This is a genomic window from Clostridium sp. C8 (assembly GCF_001010885.1).
Classification (GTDB): domain Bacteria; phylum Bacillota; class Clostridia; order Clostridiales; family Clostridiaceae; genus Clostridium; species Clostridium sartagoforme.
On record NZ_LBMX01000101.1, the window covers coordinates 1 to 22,674 of the forward strand.

Annotated in this window: 19 protein-coding genes; 3 read left to right on the forward strand and 16 right to left on the reverse strand. The window is 26.9% G+C overall.

Features of this window, described 5'->3' with window-relative positions; translation table 11 throughout:
* Positions 1-92: 92 nt before the first annotated feature.
* The 7 genes from AAT22_RS16050 to AAT22_RS16080 form a co-directional block, all read right to left on the reverse strand.
* Positions 93-884, reverse strand: coding sequence for an EcsC family protein (locus AAT22_RS16050; RefSeq protein ID WP_047001984.1), 792 nt, complete (start codon positions 882-884; stop codon positions 93-95).
* Positions 885-1,117: 233 nt separating this feature from the next.
* Positions 1,118-3,007 (reverse strand): endonuclease MutS2, encoded by a 1,890-nt coding sequence (locus AAT22_RS16055; protein WP_047001985.1) that lies wholly within the window; start codon positions 3,005-3,007, stop codon positions 1,118-1,120.
* A 377-nt stretch (positions 3,008-3,384) separates the two neighbouring features.
* A complete protein-coding gene (locus AAT22_RS16060) occupies positions 3,385-4,542 on the reverse strand; it encodes an MFS transporter (RefSeq protein WP_052953985.1) in 1,158 nt (385 codons plus the stop codon).
* 167 nt (positions 4,543-4,709) lie between these two features.
* On the reverse strand, positions 4,710-5,918 hold the full coding sequence (locus AAT22_RS16065) for an ABC transporter permease (protein WP_016207328.1): 1,209 nt from the start codon (positions 5,916-5,918) through the stop codon (positions 4,710-4,712).
* Positions 5,908-6,588: an ABC transporter ATP-binding protein gene (locus tag AAT22_RS16070; protein WP_047001986.1), complete on the reverse strand. Its 681-nt coding sequence runs from the start codon at positions 6,586-6,588 to the stop codon at positions 5,908-5,910. The genes AAT22_RS16065 and AAT22_RS16070 overlap by 11 nt, the downstream gene beginning before the upstream one ends.
* 1 nt (position 6,589) lies before the next feature.
* Complete coding sequence (locus tag AAT22_RS16075; protein WP_047001987.1) at positions 6,590-7,663, reverse strand: efflux RND transporter periplasmic adaptor subunit; 1,074 nt, start codon at positions 7,661-7,663, stop codon at positions 6,590-6,592.
* Between the two features lie 75 nt (positions 7,664-7,738).
* Entirely contained in the window at positions 7,739-8,146 is a 408-nt protein-coding gene (locus AAT22_RS16080; protein ID WP_047001988.1) for a hypothetical protein, read from the reverse strand.
* Positions 8,147-8,525: 379 nt separating this feature from the next.
* Here AAT22_RS16080 and AAT22_RS16085 point away from each other — a divergent pair, with 379 nt between their 5' ends.
* Complete coding sequence (locus AAT22_RS16085; RefSeq protein ID WP_084820792.1) at positions 8,526-9,734, forward strand: YibE/F family protein; 1,209 nt, start codon at positions 8,526-8,528, stop codon at positions 9,732-9,734.
* Between the two features lie 50 nt (positions 9,735-9,784).
* Here the strand turns inward: AAT22_RS16085 and AAT22_RS16090 are convergent, their stop codons facing one another.
* The 3 genes from AAT22_RS16090 to AAT22_RS16100 all read right to left on the reverse strand — a co-directional run bounded on the left by AAT22_RS16090 (position 9,785) and on the right by AAT22_RS16100 (position 13,783).
* Positions 9,785-11,113 carry a 6-phospho-alpha-glucosidase gene (locus AAT22_RS16090; RefSeq protein ID WP_047001989.1) on the reverse strand — a complete coding sequence of 443 codons (1,329 nt, stop codon included), beginning with the start codon at positions 11,111-11,113 and terminating at the stop codon, positions 9,785-9,787.
* A 15-nt stretch (positions 11,114-11,128) separates the two neighbouring features.
* A complete protein-coding gene (locus AAT22_RS16095; RefSeq protein ID WP_047001990.1) occupies positions 11,129-12,724 on the reverse strand; it encodes a PTS transporter subunit EIIC in 1,596 nt (531 codons plus the stop codon).
* Between the two features lie 333 nt (positions 12,725-13,057).
* Positions 13,058-13,783 (reverse strand): MurR/RpiR family transcriptional regulator, encoded by a 726-nt coding sequence (locus AAT22_RS16100; RefSeq protein ID WP_016207334.1) that lies wholly within the window; start codon positions 13,781-13,783, stop codon positions 13,058-13,060.
* Positions 13,784-14,097: 314 nt separating this feature from the next.
* Here AAT22_RS16100 and AAT22_RS19195 point away from each other — a divergent pair, with 314 nt between their 5' ends.
* Together AAT22_RS19195 and AAT22_RS16105 are read left to right on the forward strand one after the other, a co-directional pair.
* The gene (locus AAT22_RS19195; RefSeq protein ID WP_016207335.1) at positions 14,098-14,268 is read left to right on the forward strand and encodes a hypothetical protein; all 171 of its coding nucleotides are present in this window, start codon (positions 14,098-14,100) and stop codon (positions 14,266-14,268) included.
* A gap of 114 nt (positions 14,269-14,382) precedes the next feature.
* A complete protein-coding gene (locus tag AAT22_RS16105; RefSeq protein WP_047001991.1) occupies positions 14,383-15,087 on the forward strand; it encodes a DUF421 domain-containing protein in 705 nt (234 codons plus the stop codon).
* 78 nt (positions 15,088-15,165) lie between these two features.
* Here the strand turns inward: AAT22_RS16105 and tyrS are convergent, their stop codons facing one another.
* The 6 genes from tyrS to AAT22_RS16135 all read right to left on the reverse strand — a co-directional run bounded on the left by tyrS (position 15,166) and on the right by AAT22_RS16135 (position 22,670).
* Positions 15,166-16,383, reverse strand: coding sequence for a tyrosine--tRNA ligase (gene tyrS / locus AAT22_RS16110; RefSeq protein ID WP_047001992.1), 1,218 nt, complete (start codon positions 16,381-16,383; stop codon positions 15,166-15,168).
* Between the two features lie 659 nt (positions 16,384-17,042).
* Positions 17,043-18,431: a DUF4179 domain-containing protein gene (locus tag AAT22_RS16115; protein WP_047001993.1), complete on the reverse strand. Its 1,389-nt coding sequence runs from the start codon at positions 18,429-18,431 to the stop codon at positions 17,043-17,045.
* Positions 18,424-18,936 (reverse strand): sigma-70 family RNA polymerase sigma factor, encoded by a 513-nt coding sequence (locus AAT22_RS16120; protein ID WP_016207341.1) that lies wholly within the window; start codon positions 18,934-18,936, stop codon positions 18,424-18,426. Before AAT22_RS16120 ends, AAT22_RS16115 begins: the two co-directional genes overlap by 8 nt.
* Positions 18,937-19,020: 84 nt before the next feature.
* Positions 19,021-19,632 carry an NlpC/P60 family protein gene (locus AAT22_RS16125; protein WP_047001994.1) on the reverse strand — a complete coding sequence of 204 codons (612 nt, stop codon included), beginning with the start codon at positions 19,630-19,632 and terminating at the stop codon, positions 19,021-19,023.
* Between the two features lie 190 nt (positions 19,633-19,822).
* Complete coding sequence (locus AAT22_RS16130; protein ID WP_016207343.1) at positions 19,823-21,817, reverse strand: fructose-bisphosphatase class III; 1,995 nt, start codon at positions 21,815-21,817, stop codon at positions 19,823-19,825.
* A 22-nt stretch (positions 21,818-21,839) separates the two neighbouring features.
* Positions 21,840-22,670 carry a PhzF family phenazine biosynthesis protein gene (locus AAT22_RS16135; protein ID WP_052953986.1) on the reverse strand — a complete coding sequence of 277 codons (831 nt, stop codon included), beginning with the start codon at positions 22,668-22,670 and terminating at the stop codon, positions 21,840-21,842.
* Positions 22,671-22,674 lie beyond the last annotated feature (4 nt).

The window sequence follows — 22,674 nt, forward strand, 5'->3', positions numbered from 1 at the left end:
GCCATTTTCTGAATCGCTTACACATAATAATTCTGTATTCATACATCTCTCCATTATCTTCTAACTGCCCCCATCTTCATATTTAATTCTCCTCATCTTATCTTTTTATTTAAATATCTCCTTTTATATCTAATTCTAGCATATTTACTAACTTTATTTATGACTTTATAATTAGTTATACTTCCTAAAACTCCAATTATAGGTAATCCCTGAATAAACTTTGACATTAATAAATTTTCTGATAATACTTGTGATGTATTTCTAAGTTCTAAGTTTAAATCTTTACTTATTTTCATATCAGAATCTATTTTATGTTCAATTTCATTTAACTCTTCATTACAAATTATTTTTTCTTCACCATTTGTTAAGGCAACATTTATTAAATTTAATATATAAATCTTTTCTGCTTCACTCTCATAATCAAAGCCGTAGCTTAAAGTAATTTCATATATTGTCTTTAATATCATAGCAATAAATAATGGTATATCTGGTAATCCAATGCCTAATGCTCCTAGTCCTGCACCCTCTATAGTTGAGATAGTTGAATTTATAAGCTTACTTTTCTTCCCTTGAGAATCCATTAGATTTATACTTTTTCTAGTAACCTTTTTATCTAGTGAATAATTATTTACATCGTGTTCTAATTGAATTTTATCTTTATCATATAGTTTTTCTATATACTTACTTCCCTTTTCTAACACTAATTTAAATCCATTATAAAAAGCATTTTCTAATGTATCCTTTAGCTTTTGTGGTATTTTTTCTTCTATCTTATCTGAAATTGGTTCTACTTTACTTTTAATAAACTTATTTTCCTTTTTATTTAATAACTTATTTTCTTTTTTATTTAATTTAGTTAATTCTCTATTTATTATTTTCTTCATTATTAATCACTACCTTTAAGATATTTTAATCTTATTTTTATTATATACCTTTTTAATATACTTATATAATATTTATCTTAATAACTTAAATAATAAATAATCAAATGAAGGAAAGTATAAAATTAACTACTAATTAAAAATTAATGTTCCGAAGCCTTCCTTATCATAAAAAACTCCCATTTTAAGATTATAATCTTAAAATGGGAGTATAAAATAAACTACACTATGAATTTTTAATTAGCAAAATACTCTTTTCTTATCTTCTTTAAAGCCTTTTTTGATCCTCTTTCAATATCTCTTTCAAGTTTTCTTTCTTTATAACTTATGAATATTTGATTTAAATCATATCCTTCTGGGTAAAGTTCTTCTGCCTTTATTTCTAACTTCAACCTTTTATAATTGACTTCAATAAATTTATCATCATAGAATACTGTTATATTATTTAATTCATTTATTTCCTTATATACTATTGCTTCTCTGTTATTATCTAAAAGGCTAACTTTATCTCCAATTGAATATGAAGTATATTCAATTGTATTCTTTTGAATTTTCTTTTTAGAAACTTTACTTTCTTTAACTAAGTCATAATTATATTCTTTAGAATCTATATATTTTCTTGCTTTTTCAATAACCTTATCATCTATTCCCATCTTTCTTGAAATATATAAAGCATTACTATCACCTGATTTTCCTATTGAAAGCTTATATAGTGGCTCAAGTGTATCTTTTTTAAATTCCATAGCTGCGTTTTCAAAATCAGGATGCTCTTTTGAGAAATTTTTTATTTCTCCATAATGCGTAGATGCAACTGTTATACATCCTTTATGATAAAATTCTTCTAATATAGCAATTGCAAGTGCTGCTCCTTCATTGGGTTCCGTTCCACTTCCTATTTCATCAAATAATAATAAAGTAGATTTATTACTTTCCTTTAGAATTTGTGCTAGGTTCTTAACATGAGATGAAAATGTACTTAAAGCATTTTCAACACTTTGATCATCTCCAATATCTACAAATATCTTATTAAATAAAGATATTTCTGTTCCTTCTTTTGCTCCTATATGGAATCCTGATTGAGCTGCTAAAGTCAAAAGTCCTACTGTTTTTAGTACAACTGTTTTCCCTCCAGCATTTGGTCCAGTAATTATTAAACTTCTATAATCTTCTCCAATTTCAAAATCTAATGGTACTCCATCCTTTATTAATGGATACTTTCCTTTTACTATCTTTATATATCCATGATTATTTATTTTAGGCTTAATTCCATTAATCTCACGACTATATTTAGATTTTGCCCAAATCATATCATACTCTGATATTACTTCAATATTTATTTTTAAATCTCTCATTCTTTCATAAATCATTTCAGTAATTGTAGATAAAATCCTATATTCTTCAACACTTTCTTCTATCTTTAATGTTGCAAGTTCTGCCGTATATTTTGATATCACACTTGGTTCTATAAATACAGTTGATCCTTTAGTTGAAGTTTCAATTATAGTTCCTTGAACTTGATTTTTAAATGCTGCCTTTATAGGTATAGTATATCTTCCATTTCTTTGACTTATAAAACTTTCTTGAATATATTCTCTATTAGTACTATTCTTTAAGAATTTTTCAAGCCTTTCCTTTATTTTACCTTCACAAATATCAATGTGCCTTCTTATCTTCTTAAGCTCTTTGCTAGCATTAGAATCAACAATACTACCTTTAATTGAATTATTTATTTCTTCCTCTATATAACTTAAATCTGTAATATTTTCTCCATATGAACTTAATGTTTTAGCATATCCTTCTTTATCTTTTATAAATAATTTAACTTTTCTACATCCTCTTAAAAAGTTAGATATCATAACTAATTCATTTGGATCTAATGATGCTCCCTTATCAATCTTTTCAATAAGTGGTACTACATCAAAAATTCCTTCTAATGGTATATGGTAAGATGCATCTAATAATCTTCTTCCTTCTGAGGTTTCCTCTAATCTTTGTTCTACAATTTTCATATTATCACTAGGCTCAAGCTTATCCATTAAGGCTTTACCCAAACCACTAACGCAATACCCCTTAATAATTTCTTTTAATTTATAATAATGTAATTTTTCTAGTGTACTTTTATTCATATAAATAACCTTCCTTGTATTATTTACAAGTCTACGAAACCTAGATAGATTTTAAGTAATATAGTTTTTTATACTTTTATAAATCTTAAACTTAAATTAATAAGTAATTCTATATAAAATAAAAAAGCCATGGATACTTCCACAGCTTTAAACTCAACACTAATAAAGGTATATAAAACACCTTAAAGCATATTCGTGGACTTGTATCTATTAATAGTTTTATTAATTCCATAACAAATAAAGGTATATCACCCTATTTTTAGAATTAATATTAAATTACTATTTTAGATACTAGACACTCACAAAAATACCTCGCTTTATTTTAAAATCTATCTAAATATAATATATGTTAGAATTAATTTATAGTCAACAATTTTTTAATTTTCTATATTTATTTTTCTAAAATATCTAATTAAAATAATTGCAGCTAAGCTAATTAAACTGCATGCTATTAACCCATTTTCTAGAGCTGAGTTAGATACAAAACCTATGATTGGATTTATAATCGATGAAGTTATACTTTCTATCATAGAATATATTGATAAAATAGTAGCTCTATTTCCTGATGATATAGACTTATTTTTTATATCTATAATCATTGGCTCCATTATTGCCATGCCAATAGAAATAACTGATACACATAAAAAACTTAATATTGCATTACTTATGATTATTAATATAGATGAACTTATAAAAACAGCTATCGTCAACATATTTATTGATTTTATTTGTCCTATCATATTACTTAATTTATATGACTTTACTGATATTAATTTCATAAATTGAATTGCTACTAATAAAATCCCAAAATATCTTATATCTATCCCACTTTTAATATATTGTTGTTGATTTAAAAATACAGTTATACTTTGAACAACTTCTTTGACTAAAGAAATTCCAACTAAAAATATTATTATATATTTATTAGCTGCTACATGTTTTAAACTATATTTAAATTTATTTTTTACATTTTCCTTTTTAGTAACTTCATCAGTTATATTTTTAAGAAATAAAGATACACCAAAAGCTATTCCATAAGGGATAATAGTGTAATAAGCTGTTAAATCAATTGATATATTAATTATATAAGTTGAAATCATAGATCCAAGTAAAAACCCTACATTAGAAAACCATACATATCTTCCAAAGACTCTTTCACTATTTTGATTTTTATCCAGTGATAAATATATTAAAGCAGTATCACAACCTGATAATCCCGATATTGAAATGGATAATAATATTCTTTCAAATAGAAATATCCAAAACGAATTTGCTTTAAAAAACACTATTTTAGATATGAAAAATATAAAATTTGATATTACTAAAGTCTTTTTATATCCAAATTTATCTGCAAATATTCCCCAAGGTACTTCAAACAACATTATAAGAATCATAGAGATGGATTCAATCAAAAATATTTGATATATTGATACCCCCCTATTTTCTCTAAATACTGTTGCAATTGGACCATAAAATACAAATCCCTGCAAGAATACTATAATATACATTAAATATATATTTCTTTTATTATTCAATTTAACTTTCCTCCTAAATTACATGACAAATAAACCTTTATAAAAAGGTGAAAATTTGAATTTAGAATTAAGTTAAATTGGTCTAATAAACATAAATATACCTCCTAGTAACTATAAGTATATTATATTATTTAAAAACAAAAATAGAAAGTGAATTAATCCACTTTCTATTTTAGTATATCTACAGTATTTGCATTTGATGCTTTTCTTGCTGGAATAAAACTTGATGCAAGTCCTATTATAATTGATATTCCTATTGCTAATAAGCTTGTAAATAAACTTGGTGTAATTACTAGTTTAAAGTACATGGATATTATGTTAGCAATTATTATCCCTAAGATATATCCAACTACTCCACCAACCATTGTAATTACTATTCCTTCTATTAAAAATTCTTTTCTAATATCTTTTTTCCTTGCTCCTAAAGCTCTTTTTATTCCAATTTCTCTAGTTCTTTCTGAAACTGATGTATACATCATATTCATAAGTCCTATTCCTGCTATAAATAAAGAAATACCTGCTACAGATGCTATAAACATAGTTATTGTATTAAGTACTCCCCCTAATAAATTTACTACTCCACTTGTATCTATTATTTGATATTTACCTTTTATTACATTACCTTCTATTGAATTTAGAGTATTTTCTATTTCCTTTATACTAGCTTTGACATCACTATCCTTTTTTAAAGTAATAGTTAATCCTTCTACTTTTTTTAAGCCTGAGAAATATTTATCATAAGTTTTCTTTGGAATTTTTATATCTCCACCCATGTCGAAAAAACTTATCTCCTCTTCTGGTGGAGCTTTTTTAATTCCAACAACTTCAAATGCTATTCCATTTATAGTTGCTATTCCACCAACCAACTCGTCAATATTATCAAAATTATTCTTTAAGGTTTGCTCTGCAACTACTATAACTCTATCATTTAAAAGATCATCATTATTAGTTAAATTTCTGCCAAAAACCTCATCACTTACATCAAATTCTTCTACTGGTTTAATCATAGCATTAATGTTTTTTCCTCTAAAATCCATTTGTATAAATTCTCCAAGAGAATTACTACTATATTGAAATTCAACTGATTCAACTGATTCTAAATTTTCTACTTCACTTTTATGCTTGTCCTTAAAAAACTCCATTGTTGAAACTTCTTCAGTGAAAGTTTCTGGGCTAAAAGTTGCCATAAGAACAACAGCTCCATCTGTTTCTCCTGTAAACTCTTTAATAGTTTTATTTTTATATCCTTGTCCAAGTGCTACTATTGTAATAACAGAAGCTATTCCAATGATTATACCAAGCATTGTTAAAATAGATCTTTTCTTATTTCTGTTTAAATTTCTTAAAGCTGTAAAAACTAAAACTCTAAATTTCATTAGTATCTACCTCCTCAAGATTGCCATCAAAGATTTTCACTATTCTTTTCGCTTTTTTGGCAATATTTATATCATGAGTAATTAAAATAATTGTTATTCCTTCTTTATTTAACTCATTAAATATTTCAATTATTTCTTCTGATGTTTTACTATCAAGAGCTCCTGTTGGTTCATCTGCTATTATTATATCTGGATTATTTACAAGAGACCTAACTATAGATATTCTTTGCTGTTGTCCTCCTGATAATTGCGTAGGATATTTATTAATCTTATCTAATAAATTTATTTTTCCTAAAAGCTCAATTACCTTATCTTTAGTTTCTTTAATACCTTTTCCCATATATAACATGGGAAGCTCTATATTCTCTTTAATAGTTAATCTATCTATTAAGTTAAAATCTTGGAATACAAAACCTATTTTCTTATTTCTCAAATTACTAAGTAAATCATCATTAAGGCTTTTTACTTCTTTTTCATCAAGCAAATAGCTACCTTCGAAATCCTTATCTAAAAGTCCTAATATTTTTATCATTGTAGATTTACCAGAACCTGATGGCCCCATTATAGCTAAAAACTCTCCTTTTTTCACTTCTAAATCCACATTTTTTAAAGCATGTAACTTTTCATCTCCTGAAGTATAGTACTTGTTTATACCCTTCAGTTTTATCATACTATACTTCCTCCTTACTATCTTCTGAAGGATTTATTAGTATCTTATCTCCTACCTTTAAAGTGCTATCTTCAAGTATGTAGTTATCATCCTTTAGCGTTGCCTTTATTTCTACCTTTTTATTATTTTCACCTTCAACTAACTTAACATATACTTTCCCTGACTCTTCCATAACACAACTTTTAGGTATAGCAACTTCTTCTGGATTCACTGTTAATTCTACGCTAAACCCTATTTTTATACTTTCATCCGGCTTAATATAAAATGCGTATCCTGCAGATTTCCCATCAGAGGACATTGTTGGGACTTCTTCAATCTTAATTATTTTCCCCATAACTTTTTTGTTATTGCTTATAATTTTTGCTTCCACTTTGTCATCTAATTTTAACTTATCTACATCAAATTCTGATGCTTGTGCATATATTAAGGAATCCTCTGAAATTATTCTCATATATTCTTTTGTCAAATCTTCATTATTTATATAGACTTTTCCACTTATTTCTGCCTTTATAATTTTTACAACTTTATTATTTAAGGAATCTCTTTTAGAAATAGTATCATTTAAAGTTTCTGTTAATTCATCAACCATACTAGTTATTTCTACTTGCTGTGTTTGTGGACTTTGTATCTGATTTGTTGTATCTAAGGCTGCTTGAACCTCTTTAGCTTGTGCTTCTTTATTAAGTGCTTCTAGCTTATTTACTCTTTCTTTTTCTTTTTGAATTTTTGAATTTAATGAATTAATTTGCCTATTTAACTCATCAACTTGTTCTTGAATAGCTTCATTATAATAACTAAAAAGTTCTACATCTTTTTCTACATATTGTCCATCTTTAACAAATACTTCGTTCAGCTCACCATTACTTTTATCCAACATTATTTTCTGTTCTTTACTTATTATACTGCTTCCTTTAAACTTTAAGCCGCCAGTTTCTTTTATTTCAAAATAATCAATCTTACTTTCTTTATTACTATTTACAGTTGATTTGTTTTTAACGTATAATGCTGAAATAATAATTCCTATTAAAGCTACCATAAATATACTAATACCTATTACTATTTGCTTTTTTTTCATATAACTACTCCTTGTTTTATATCTTATTAAAATAAAGAGAGTAAATCTATATTTTAGATCTACTCTTTACTTTTCTTATTCCTTTACAAAATATATATCTTTCTTTTTATAAATAAAGAAAATCATTAATCCTGGAAAAATCAAACTTAAAGGTGTATATATAGTAACTCCAGCAACTATTGCTTTATAAACAAATGATAAAATTTCAATACCTATAAATATAAATGCTCCAATAGGCTTTTTAAGTAAAATTAATATTACTGCTATAGTTATGATTATTGCTATGCATAATGTTATTGTAAGCTCTGTTGGATTTACATCTGCTGCAGTTCCTGCCTCCAATAAAAAGTTATTTATTTGATCTTTAAATACAAGATTAATTATAACTCCTAAAATTGTAAATGCTTGTCCTATAAAATATAGTACAGACATTGTAATAATTCCAGCACCTACTCTTTTCTCCCTATTTATCATGTTATCCATTATTAATCCCCCTTTCTTAAATGCTCGTTTATATTTTAACATTTATAACTAAAAAAGGCAATTATTTAACAAATTTAACTTAACAAATTTACATACTCAAAGAAATATTTAATACTATAATTTACCTTTTTATCTTACTGTAATATAATTAGTATTATAAGTATATTAGTTGTAATAAATATTCTAAACTTACTTAAATCGTCTTTAAAATTGACAAGATTTAAGTAAAATAAGTATTCTATCAACTTATATAGAAAAACAAAAATATATGATTTCAATTTTACTATTTTGCTAAAATAAACTTATCAAACTTCAACCTTATAATTCTATAATAATGTAAATTATTAATTGAAACATATATATTAATATGGAGGAAACTATGGGTAAAAAGGGTGGGAATAATAAACAAAATTCCAAGAAAACGACTTCAACTAGAAAGAAACTAAATTTAAATGAAAATTTGATTATGCTTTTAGGAGTTATATTATTTAGCGTATTATTAATTATTTTATCAAAGTCTATATTTAAGGGTGGGTTTTTGCCTGATAAATATAATGGTAATATGAAATATTACAATGCAGTTGTTACAGAAGTATTAAATGAAGATTTAACAAAAGATCCTTATTTAGAGGATGTTGAAGTGGGCTTTCAAAAAGTATTAGTTAAAATATCAGCCAAGCCTTACTCTGGAAGTACACATGAAATAGAAAATCCAATAAGTAGATTGTATAATTTAAAAGTCAAGGAAGGCACCAAAGTTATAGTTGGTGTAATAGAAAAAAATGACACTACCCAAATGACCTTATATAGCTATGATAGGAGCAATATGTTGTATTTATTAATAGCAATATTTGTATTGTCTGTTGTTGCAATAGCTGGTGTAAAGGGAATAAAATCCTTAGTTGCTTTATTTTTTACATTAATATGTTGCGTTTATTTAATGGTTCCTTTAATGCTTAGAGGAGTAAATCCTATATTAGCGGGTATTCTTATGAGTGTCTTAAGTATAACCGTGACTCTAGTGCTTGTTTCCGGGTTTAACAAGAAGACATTAACTGCAATTTTAGGTACTGTCTTTGGAGTTATAATTTCAGGAATAGTAGCATATATTTTTGGCTCTTTAACTACTCTTTCTGGATTAAATATGAGCGAGGCAGAAAGCTTAATGTATATTGCAGAAGATACTGGTTTAAAAATTAGAGGAATAATGTTTACTGGAATTTTAGTTGCAACTTTAGGAGCTGTCATGGATATCTCTATGTCAATTGCTTCATCCTTATTTGAAATACACAGTGTAAATAATAAAATTAGTTTTAATGAATTATTTAAAAGTTCTATGAATATAGGTAAAGATACTATTGGAACAATGACCAATACATTAATTTTAGCATTTGCTGGAGGATCATTAAGTATCCTTATATTAGTATTTTCAGCTAATATGCCTTTTAATAAAATGATAAATTTAGATCTTTTAGGAATTGAGATAATTCAAGGATTAGCTGGTAGTATAGGTGTTGTACTTGCTGTTCCTATTACTGCATTTATAGGTTGTTATTTATGTAAAAATGAAATTAAATTAAAAAAATAAGAGATGCTGCTTTTGCAGCATCTCTTTATTTATTCAATAGATTGCTTCTATTACTTTAATTCTGGCCAATACTCTTTATTAGCTTCAATCATTTCATCTAATATTTGCTTAGCTACAAATGCAGATGGAATTGTCTTATTCATAGTAAATGCCATAAGTGCCTTTTCATATGAGCCCTCAATTGCAGCCTCTACAACTAACTTTTCACTAGCTTCTTGTTGTTCTATTAATCCTTTATAGAATGTAGGAATTTCGCCAACACGAACTGCTTCAGGACCGTCTTTAGTTATATACGCTGGTATTTCAACCATAGCATCATCTGGTAAATTCTTAATAGCACCATTATTTTCAACCATAACTAAATGTCTTTTTCTTTGATCAAATGCTAAACTCATAGCCACTTCTACTATAAATTCTCCGTGTACTCCAGTAAAGAATTGTGTAAGATCAATTTCTCCTGTAGCGCTATATTGATCTACAGAATCAAATATTTTCTTTTCTCTTCCTTCCATTACTTCATTTGCTCTTGTATGATTTTTATCAGAATGTCCAACAACTTCATCTCCTAAAATATAGTATTGCATATATGTGTTAGGAAGATATTTAGGGAACATTTGCATCATATGTTTTGCATTAGTAAATGTATGAAGCCATGATGCATCATTATGTCTTACTTCACTTCTTGAATCTGGTGGCAGATATCCATGCTCAAGAACATAGCTCTTAAGTTCTTCTGTTCTATCTTCTCCATTTACTCTTATATTTGTAAACCATCCAAAATGATTTAGTCCAAAATAATCAGCTTCTATATCATGTCTATCACAATCTAAAATATTTGCCATATTTCTCATAATTGCAACTGGCATATCACATATATTTAAAATTCTTGCATTTGGTCTTAGCTTGTACATAGCTTTTGCTACAATAGCTGCTGGATTTGAATAGTTTACTATCCAATAACTCTTATTTGCATATTTTTCACAGAAATCAATTATTTCAACCATAGGATATATAGTTCTTAAACCATATGCTAGTCCTCCTGGTCCACAAGTTTCTTGTCCAACTACATTATATTTTAGTGGAATCTTTTCATCCATTTCTCTCATCTTATATAACCCAACACGCATTTGAGCAAAGATAAAATCTGCATCCTTAAAAGCTTCTTCTGGACTTGTTGTAAAAGTTAGCTTTACTTCTGGATCAAACATTTCAACAACTTTTTTTACTATTACACCAACCTTATTTTGACGTTTTTCATCTATATCATATAATCTTAGCTCATCTATTTTGAATTCTTCCTTTTTACTTAATAAGCTCTTTACAATCCCTGGAGTATAAGTACTTCCCCCACCTACTATAACTAATTTAAATTTCTTCATGTCTAATATTCCTCCTTATTCTACTATTTCTAATGCTTCATCTACTATTGTTCTTATTTTATTTATTGAAAGTCCATATACAACTTGTATATTTTTACCTTTTCTAACTACACCTGATGCTCCTGTAGTTTTTAATGTTTGCTCATCAATTACAGTATCGTCAATAACATCTACTCTAAGTCTTGAAAAACAATTTTCTACAGTTACTATATTTTCTTTTCCTCCCAATGCTTTTATAATAGTTAAAGCTTTTTCTTTATCATTTTCAGCATTGTCAATTTCTTTTTTAGATGACTTCATTTCTTTTTTAACTTTTACTGCATTTTCATTTAAATCCATTGCATTATCACTATCATCATCTTCTCTACCCGGTGTCTTTAAATTCATTTTTTCAATCATAAATTTAAATACTACAAAAATTACTGATATTTCAACTAATCCTACTAACACATATACTGGCCAATGAGTTTTTCCAATTCCTGCTGGTAAATTTATTACAAGAAAATCTAAAATACCATTTGTTGCACAAACTCTTACATTAAGTATATAAACTATCATTTGGAAAAGTCCGTCTATAACAGAATATACAAGCCATAATAATGGAGCTGCAAAAATAAATGTAAATTCTAGTGGTTCTGTAATACCAGCTATTACTGCTGTTAATGTTGATGGAATTAATTGAGATTTCAAATTTTTACGTTTTATTTTCTTAGCTGTATAATAAAATGCTAATGCTACACCAATAACTCCAAAAGTTTTAACTAAGCCATAATTTAAGAATCTTGCTGAATCTGGCATCATCGTTATGGTAGGGTCGTTAAGTAATGCTAAGAATACAGGTTTTGCTCCTATAACGTTTTCTCCATTTATGATCATTTGATCACCCACTGCTGAATATAAGAATGGAGACCAAATTAAATGATGTAATCCTGTTGGTACTAAAAATCTATTTAAGAATCCATAAACAAATACTCCTAATGCTCCTGCAGTACTCATAAATCCTGTAAGGGCAGTAATTCCATTAGCTATACTTGGCCAAATATAAGTTGTTCCTATACTTAATACTGCAACTACTGGAATCATAATCATAAATACAAGTTTACTATTTCCATAAGGTGCCATAGCTCCTTTAAATTCTCTATTAACATACTTATTATGAACTACAGCTACTGCTATTCCTAATATCATTCCAAGGAAAACACCCATATCTGTTACATGAAAGCCTAATTGAATAGTCTGTCCAGTTCCATATAACTCACCAGCAGTGTTTCCTGCTATTAATTTACCTGATAATTCTAACCATTTACTGTTTGCTCCTAAAAATAATATGTATGACATAATTGCTACAAATGCTGCTTCTGCTTTTTTCTTTTTTGCCATACCTATGGCAATTCCAACACAAAATAAAATACTTAAATTTCCCATAATAGGAGAAAGCATACCATTAAAGAATTTTCCTATTGTCCAAATCAATCCACCTTCACTAACAAAAGTTTTATTAGTAAGTACAGCTGTTAACGCAATTGACATACCTACTATTGGTAAAAATAAGACTGGTCCTATCATAGCCTTTGCAAATTTTTGCATACTATCTAAAATCTTTTCCTTCATTCTAATGTACCCCTTATCTTTTTAAATTTTTCTCCTTGGTAATTACCTTGAACATAGAATAACATTTTAAATAAATATTGTTAATAGATTTAACCTTTTCAGTAACATGTTACTTAAAAAGTAAACATGTTTACCTTTACACTTAAAAGTGGATATATGTAAATTGGCTTATGACCTTGCTTCGCTTCAAGTCAACGCAAACTTACATATGCCACTTGAAAACTGAAGGAATGGAATTATAAAAAATTGTTCACATGGTAATCTTTTTAAATTCTCACCGTAAATAACAAAAAACTATCACAGAAAACTCTTCTCTGATAGTTTTTTTAACTTCTATAAACTATTCATTGCCTTATCTAGTAAGTATTCCATTATAATCATCACCCTAGCATAAAAGTAATTTGCTGTAATATTTCTATCATCTAACTCTTTATCATCTAATATGGAAAAATGTATTGTAGATTGTTTGGCCATATGACTACTTGGCCTTCCAGTAAAGGTTATAATATCTAAATTATTTTTTGCAGCATAGTCTATAACCTTTGTTACACTTTCTGTTTCACCACTTTTTGATATTCCTATTACTAAGGCTCCTCCTATTTGGTTGTTATCATATACTCCATAGGAATTTGTCTTAATACATTTAAAACCCAATACTAACATCTTCCTACAAAAAAAATCTACAATTGGAGATGAAAATCCTGTACCTGTAATATAAATTATATCCTGTCTATGTTTTATAAGACTATCAATAAATGAGTCTATAGTATTTTTATCTATTTCATCAATAAAGCTAGTTATATCTGAAGTACGTTTTTGATTTTTCTCATTATTCTTCACTATAAAATTTAATCTATAAATCATATCTACATATCCAGTATATCCTAACTTTTTTGATAACTTTATTATAGTAGTTGCAGAAGTATAGTTAATTTGTGCAATCTCTCTTACTCCTTTATCTAAAACATCATCGATATTTTTTAATATATATTCAAGCACTTGCCTTTCTGTTTCTGTTAACTTATAATTATCAGCAATTTTGTAAATATCAAATTTCATAAGATACCTCCGATTTTAAATAACTATTAATATAGTATCATATTTATTTTTGTTTTTAATCATAAATATTTAATTAATTATTAAATATTTTTAAAGCTGCTACTATTTCTGTACCGCCTAAAAAATCTGAGTTTACAATAGTTAATATTATTATTTTATAGTTCCTTGATTTAATTCCTTATAATTAAATTTTTAAATATACAAGTTATACCTATATGAATAATAAATACTATATAAAGCTATATTTTTATAATATTTTTTAATTATATTGTGGGAAACTAATATAGACAATTTATTTTTAGGAGGTAATTACAATGGATAATAACAAAAATAGAAGAAAAGATCGTCCTAAATCAAATGCAGAGCTTAGAAAAATGTATTCAGAATCCGGCGCTGAAATTGGGATTGAAAATGGTCAAAAGAAAGGTGCCCATTCTAATGGCAAAAAGTTTACTAAAAGGTCAAAATTATCTCATAATAAGTAATATTTAAAAACCATATAAAAATAACCTTACTAAATATTAGTAGGGTTATTTTTCAGCTTGTTATTGGGTAAAATAACATTAATATTTAACTTTTTAAATAAGGAGATATTTTTTATGTATTTTTTTTATGGTCAAGAAACACTCACTGCAGTTGAATGGATTCTTCGTGCAGTTATTGCCTTTTTCTTTTTACTAGTTGTTGCAAGAATCTTAGGTCAGCGTACTATATCGCAGTTAAGACTTCTTGATTTTGTTATTGCTTTAGTAATTGGAAACATTATTGCTCATCCATTATCTGATGAAGAACTTGGATTAGAGGGATCCATGATTACAACAATTGTATTAGTAATTCTTTATCTTATTTCACTACTTGGAATCCTTAGGTTTCCATCCTTAAGGAAACTCCTCAACAGCTCACCAGTCACAGTTGTTAAAAATGGAGAAATTCTAAATAAAGGATTAAATAAAGCAAGAATATCTATTGATGTATTATTAGAGGAACTAAGAGAGGAAAAAGTAGAAGATGTAAAAAAAGTAGCATTAGCAATTTGGGAAGCTGATGGAAAACTTTCTGTTTTCTTAGATCCAAAATATGAACCTATTACGCCTTTTCATTACCAAATGAAAACAGAATCATTTAATTTACCTGTAACAGTTATTAAAGAAGGTAAAATTCTTTATAATAATTTAGAAGAAACTAATAAGGATGAAAGTTGGATTATTTCCAATTTAAAAACTTCATATCAAACTGATGTAAAAAACGTTATTCTTGCTACTATTGATAGTAAAAATAACCTAAAAGTTTTTTTATATAAATAAGCTTTTCACTACTTAAAAACTCTACTTTAACTAATTTAGTAGAGTTTTTAAATATTACAATAAAGTATTTTTTAGCAATTATCTAAGCAAAGATTTTATTTTAAGTTTTGCAAACTTCTTTTTACCTATCTTTATTACATCATCATATGATAAATTTATGTCTAAGCTATTTATTTTTTCTCCATTAATTTGAACTCCACCTTGCTCTACAAGTCTTGCAAATTCTTTTTTACTTGATACATATTTCTCACTTACTAAATTTGAAACAATATCCCTCAACTTATTACTTTCTACAGTTAAATTAGGTACATCATCTGGAATTTCCTTTTTAGTAAAAGCTGAATTATAGAATTCTATTGCTGTTTTAACTTTTTCTTCACAATGGTATAAGCTTGTTATTATTTGTGCAAGTTCTAATTTAATATTTCTGGGATTTTCACCACTATCTAGTTTGTTTTTTATTTGTTCTATTAAATCTGGATGTTCATCTGTAGCTAATTCAAAGTATTTTATAATTAAATTATCTGGAACCTCCATCACTTTTTTAAACATTACATTTGCAGGTTCATTTACCCCAATGTAGTTGCCTAAACTTTTGCTCATTTTTTCAATTCCGTCTAAGCCTTCTAAAATAGGCATAAACATTGCAACTTGTTGCTCTTCTCCCATTGTCTTTTGAAGTGTTCTTCCCATTAAAATATTAAAGGTTTGATCAGTACCTCCAAGCTCAATGTCAGCCTCTAGAGCAATTGAATCGTAAGCTTGCATTAAAGGATAAAAGAATTCATGAACTCCTATTGGTACATTGTTTTTATATCTATTTCGAAAATCATCTCTTTCTAACATACGAGCTACAGTAGTAGTTGCTGCTAATTTTAATACATCATTAAAATTTAATTTTGAAAGCCATTCACTATTAAAACGAACTTCCGTCTTACTTTCATCTAAAACTTTAAAAATTTGAGTTTTATAAGTTTCTGCATTTTTTAATACTTCTTCATCCGTTAATGCTTTTCTTCCCTTTGCCTTTCCTGTTGGATCTCCAATTTTTCCTGTAAAGTCTCCAATAACAATTACTGCTTTATGGCCTAAATCTTGCATTTGTTTAATTTTACGTAAAACTACAGCATGACCAAGATGTATATCTGGTGCACTTGGATCAAGCCCTAACTTGATAATTAATGGTTTATTATTTTTTGCAGCTTTTTCTAGTTTTTTTCTAAGCTCTTCTTCATTAACTATTGTATCTGCTCCCTTTTTAATAATTTTCATTTGCTCATCAATTGTTTTTTTCATTTTTTAACACTCCTCTTATATTATTTAAAATATAAGCAAGTTCTATAAGAATAACTTTACGAAAGGCTATTTGATAAAACTATTTGAACTACTAGTGGACATACTCAAAATTTTATACTTTTCTAGAAATAAAAAAACTCCCACCCCTTATATCAAAAGGACGAGAGATAAAACTTCGTGTTACCACCTTAAGTTCATAGACAATTCACATTGCCTACCTTTTCAAGTACTCCAGAAAATATCTAGGTAATACTCTAGCACTATAACGTGTGCAAGGAATACGTCACAGCCTACTAAATGCTTCGCAGAATGAAAAATGTAAAATGCAGAATGTAGAATTAATGAAAAAACTCTGATAGAGTTTTAAAAATTAAATTTTAATAAATTAATATAACTATCATTCTAAATTATATTTTCCTTATGCTAAAACTTCATTTGGTGTGAAGCTCAAAGATGTATTCATAATTAGCTTATCTTGCACCTCTCATCAACCGGTTACTTTCTGTAAGTTTTACTAACTACTACTTGTTCTTATCACAGCTTTTCATAATCTTATACTCCGAAATATAATAACTTATAAATCTTCGTTATGCTTATTATTAATATGGATTATAAATCTTATTTTTTATATTGTCAATATTTTTGTAATTTTCAATTAACTAATAATTAATTTTAAGATTTATAGTCCTATCTTTTTTCTTAATATCTAATGCTTTATTATGAGCAACAAAAAAACCTTTGCTTTCAAAAAGCTTTTCTTTCTCTCCAATATATAACTGTCTTCTCATAAATATAAACTTTCTATAATCCTTACCTAAAAAATCATCTATATTACTTTTATGAATTGAATCCTCATATGAAATAACTCCATCATAAGGAAGTATTTCATAAGGCACGTATTTATCAAACCATATTTTTTTATATTTACTCCAATAAGCTATATCCACCACTTCTTTCTTTTCATCATATTTTAACTCTTCTATAAATAAATTATCATTTATCCAAGTATCTTTAATATTACTCTTAATATCAATATTTAAAGCTTCGCTAAAGTTTGCTGATTCTATAACTATCTTAGCCTTATTAAATTTGTCTATAGCTAAGTCCTTTAAAACAAAGTTTTCAACTATTCTAATACCATTATTTATAGCTTCCTTTTCATCATATGCAACTACACCCATTCTTTCGATATTTCTACCCTCTATATCAGGCCTAATATATATACCTTCATTAAAGAAGTTTCCATCATTTTTTTGAATAGCCTCAATTTTTTCTTCATCATCAGAAACTACTGAATAATCTAAATTTATAGCAAGTGGACTAACTCTTAAATTATTTACTATAAAACTTACTCCATCTATTTGAATTTCATTATTTTCTGGCCTTATATTCTTAATTTTAACTATCTTAGATGAATCTATATCTACAGTTACCTCTTTAGCTTCGCCTTTTTCTGTAATTTCTAAAGTAAAGTCTTTTTTATTTTCCCCTATTTTAAAGGTCCATACACTTAATGCATCTCCATTTTTATCTTTTTCACTAAATGCACTTGAACCTGATGCAAAATCCCCATCTAAAATTCTTATGTCAGATTTAGGTTTAGCAGAATCATATTCTTCATTAGGTTCATCTGTCGATAAAAATCTATCCGTATAAGCAATGCTTCCTCTCATAAAAACAGAAAGATACTTATTGTCATAAACAACTGCTTCTATGGTTATTTTTTTACCGTTGCTAAATTCTATTGATTTATTAACCTCTTGAAGTTCCCCTCTATTATTAAGTTTTTTCACATAACTATTATAAGAAAAATAATCATCATATCCCATTAGCTTTTTTATCATTGCAGAAACTGCACTTAAATTAAAAATGAATATAAATGCTATAAATATTAAAGCTATTTTTATATATTTGTTGTTTAAATTTATTTTCTTTTTATTTTCTCTTTTTGTATTATTTAATGCTTTTCTCATTAAATTTTCAAATTCTGGTGGAGCTTTTAAAGCCTTTTCTTCTAGATTATTTAATTCTTTATCTAAATCAATCATTTATATCACCACCTATAATTTTTCTTATTTTATTAATACCTTTATTTATTCTAGATTTTACTGTTCCTAATGGTATTTTCATAATTTCAGAAATTTCTTCATAAGTATAATCTAAATAATATCTAAGCCTAATAGCTTCTTTTTGATTATCATTTAAATATTCTATAAGAGATTTTAGATAAATTTTATTTTCTGATTCATTAAAAGTATCTTCTTTTGGCATATTTTCTAAATTAGCATCTTCATATTTCTTTCTCTTAGATAGCTCCTTTTTACATAAATTAACAAGTATTGTTTTGCTCCAACTATAAAATGAATCAAGCTTTTTAAGCTTTGGAATTTCTTTATATAAAACTACTATCATTTCCTGTAATATATCTAAAGCATCTTGTTCATTTTTCATATATACAAATGCTAATTTATAGTAGTTATCTTTTTCACTCATGATTAGTTTTAAAAGAGCTTCTTTATCACCATTTATAGCCTTCTTAACTTCTAGCTCCAAGCTTCTTCCCCCCAAACCTTGTCTCCTTAACTATTAACTATATATAAGAGTTTTATAGCTGGTAAAAAGTTCCCTAAAAATTTATTATTCTAAGGATTTTATATAATCAAAGGGTCTATATATTACACTATCATCACCTAAATAAAGCTTGCCACTTTTAACTCCTCCAATTGGATATGGCAATTTATTATATGCATTTATTATTTCTCCTCTACCTTTGTATAAAACTACATGACCTGGTGTATATATTAAGTCTCCTGGCTGCAAATCTTCTTCACTTACCTCATATCCCTGTAATATATCTTCTTGTTCAAAAGTTGAATAGCCAATTTCAACTCCCGTTACTTCCCTATAAGTCCAATAAGTTAATCCTGAACAATCAAAGGCTTGATTTCCTATATATGTTTCTTTTTTCAATGGGTAGTACTTATCTCCATAATAACCTATAAGTTCATCTAACCTTTCTTCAGTCATAATTTCACCTTTTCCGCCCCATACATATTCTAAACCTATTTTTTCTTCTGCTAATTTAATAACTTCATTTACTATTACCTTTTCTTCTTCTGTCATATTTATTCCCTCGTTTTCATATTTATCTTTTTCATTAAAATTAATAAATATTAAAATTCCAACTACTATTAAAATTATTAAAGCTAATATAAAAGCTATATTACTATTGACTACCTTCTTTCTCATCACAAATCCCACCCCATATAATTACAATATATATTAATTTTAACTTACAACCAAATTTTTTCATAATTACTTTTTGGTTACAAAATAGTTTACTCCAATAAAAAACTATATCCAATTGAAAATTATAACTTCAATTGGATATAGCTTTTTAATATATATCTTCTTCTTAGATATTCATAAATTTTAAACTTTACTTTATTAATCCTTTTCTGTATGCTGTAAGTAACATTTTTAAGTCTCTTATTTGACTTTTTAATTCCATACCAACATCCGTATCTTTAACTCTTTTTCTTTCTAATCTCTTTTCTACTATCATTGTTGTAGAAAGAATATCTCTTTCTTTAACTATAGCTTCTTCTGTGGAATCAAATGGTTCGTGAGCAACTAATTGAAACCCATAAGAATTATATATTAATGTATATCCTGCAATTCCAGTATGGCTTCTATAAGCTTTAGCAAATCCGCCATCTATTACCATCAATTTACCATTAGCTTTTATAGGACTTTCTCCACTTTTATTTTTAACTGGAACATGTCCATTAATTATCCTTCCTTCAATATGATCAACCTCAAATTCTCTAAGGATTTTCTTACATACTTCCTCATCATCTCTCCATTTATAATATGGATTCTTATGTTCTTTATGTGTAGATTTGTCATCTATAAAATATCTTTCAAAAGTAGTCATTTTTTCTTTACCAAAAAGTGATGAATTTGCCCCAGTCCAAAGATACCACATTATATCCATTCCATAGTCTCTTTCTCTTGTATCCCTTTTACTAAAATATCCTTCTCTCACTAAAGATTCAAATTTTTCTAAAAGCGCTTTACCACTATATTCTTTTCCTTGTATATTCATACTTGAAAAATTTTTATTAGAATCTAGAGGAATACATCCATGAAATAATAAGCTGTCGTTATACTTTAAATAAATATTTCCTTTTTCAAATAAAAACAAAATATGTCTTTGTAGTTTTTCACTATTAACAAAAGAGGATTCTAATTTTTCAATTAATATTTCTTCTTCTTTTGTAAGTTTATATGGATTGTTTTTATCTATAGTTGGAAAGGTCTTGTCATTAAGCTCATATATATTGTTATTTATTTTAATAGTTCCTTTTTCATAGTCTATATAATTCAAAAGCAGCCTATGTTCCATTTCAAACTCTTTATTTCTCTTAATTATATCGTTTTCAAGTTTGAATTGTATTATAGTTATTGCTTTATGCATTTTAGAAATCAAATCAATTTCAGAGTTGCTATATATATTTTTATCAGTTACTTTTGGAATAAAATTTTTGCATAAATCATCTTTATAGTATTTCAGTGCAAATGTTGCTAATGGTAACATATTAATTCCATAGATATCCTCAATTATATCTAAATTAGAATATCTTGCTGAAATTCTTAAGACATTTGCTATACATACCTTTGATCCAGCTGCAGCTCCCATCCAAAGCATATCATGATTTCCCCATTGTATGTCGACTGAATGATAATTAATTAATGTATCTAGTATTATATCTGGTCTCGGTCCTCTATCATATATATCTCCCAATATATGAAGCCTATCAATAACTAATCTTTGTATAAGTTTAGATAAAGCGATAATAAATTCATTTGCTCTATCTATGTCAATAATTGTAGTAATTATTTTATCATAATATTTCTGCTTATCTACTTCACTGCTTTGCTCATGTAGTAACTCCTCTATAACGTAAGCAAAATCCTTTGGCAATGCCTTTCTAACTTTAGACCTTGTGTATTTTGATGAAACAAATCTACATAACTCAATCAATCTATATAAAGTTATTTTATACCAATCGTTAATATTTTTTTCTTCCTTTAAGACTATCTCTAATTTTTGTTCTGGATAATATACTAAAGTTGCTAAACTTTTCTTCTCACTTTCCATTAATGAATTTCCAAATATATCTTCAATCTTCCTTTTAACCATTCCAGATCCATTTTTTAAAACGTGTATAAAAGGCTCATATTCTCCATGTATATCGCTTAGAAAATGTTCTGTTCCTTTTGGTAAGTTTAAAATTGCTTCTAAGTTAATAATTTCTGTAGATGCTTCTGCAATACTTTGATATTGTTTAGCTAATAATCTTAAATAATCTTGTCTTGAAATATCTTGTATTAGTATATTTTCATCATCAATGTTATTATATTTATCCATACTAATATTCTCCCCCATAAATTTAAAGATATAATTCTCCCTTTAATACTATAGCTGCTTCACCACTTAATTTTACTCTATCATCTTCTAACAATTCTAATGAAATTTCTCCACCTCTATCTGAAGCTTGATATGCAATAATTTTTGCTTTATTTAATTTATTACTCCAATAATTAGCTAATAAGGTATGAACCGAGCCTGTCACTGGATCCTCATTTATACCTGCCCATGGATTAAAGTACCTTGAAATAAAATCATATTTCTCATCTCCTATGCAAGTAACAGCTATCCCCTTTACATTAGTTCCAAAATTTAATGATTTTAATATCTCAAAGTTTGGTTTTAAATTTATTACCTCTTCTTTATCTTTTAACTCTATAACAAGTTTTCTTGTTTCTTTACCTACTATAGCTTTTGAATAATTTATTATGCCCATAGCCTTTAATACATCTTTTGTTAAATGAAAATTTAAAGGCTTATCTATTGGAAAGTCTAAACTTATTTTTTCATTTTCCTTTTTAGCAGTAAGTATTCCACTTTGAGTTCTGTATTTTATCTCTTGTTCTTTTACATTAAATTCATCAAATAAAATTTTCGATGTTGCTATAGTTGCATGACCACATAAATCTACCTCTACTTTTGGAGTAAACCACCTTAAAGAAAATAAATTACACTCACTTATATTAGAGTTTTCTAATGGTTTTACAAATGCTGTTTCTGATAAATTCATTTCCTGGGCAATATTTTTCATTAACTCATCATCTATGTCTTTTTCTAAAATACAAACAGCTGCTGGATTCCCTTTAAAAACTTTACTTGTAAAAGCGTCTACTTGATATATATTAATCTTCACTTTT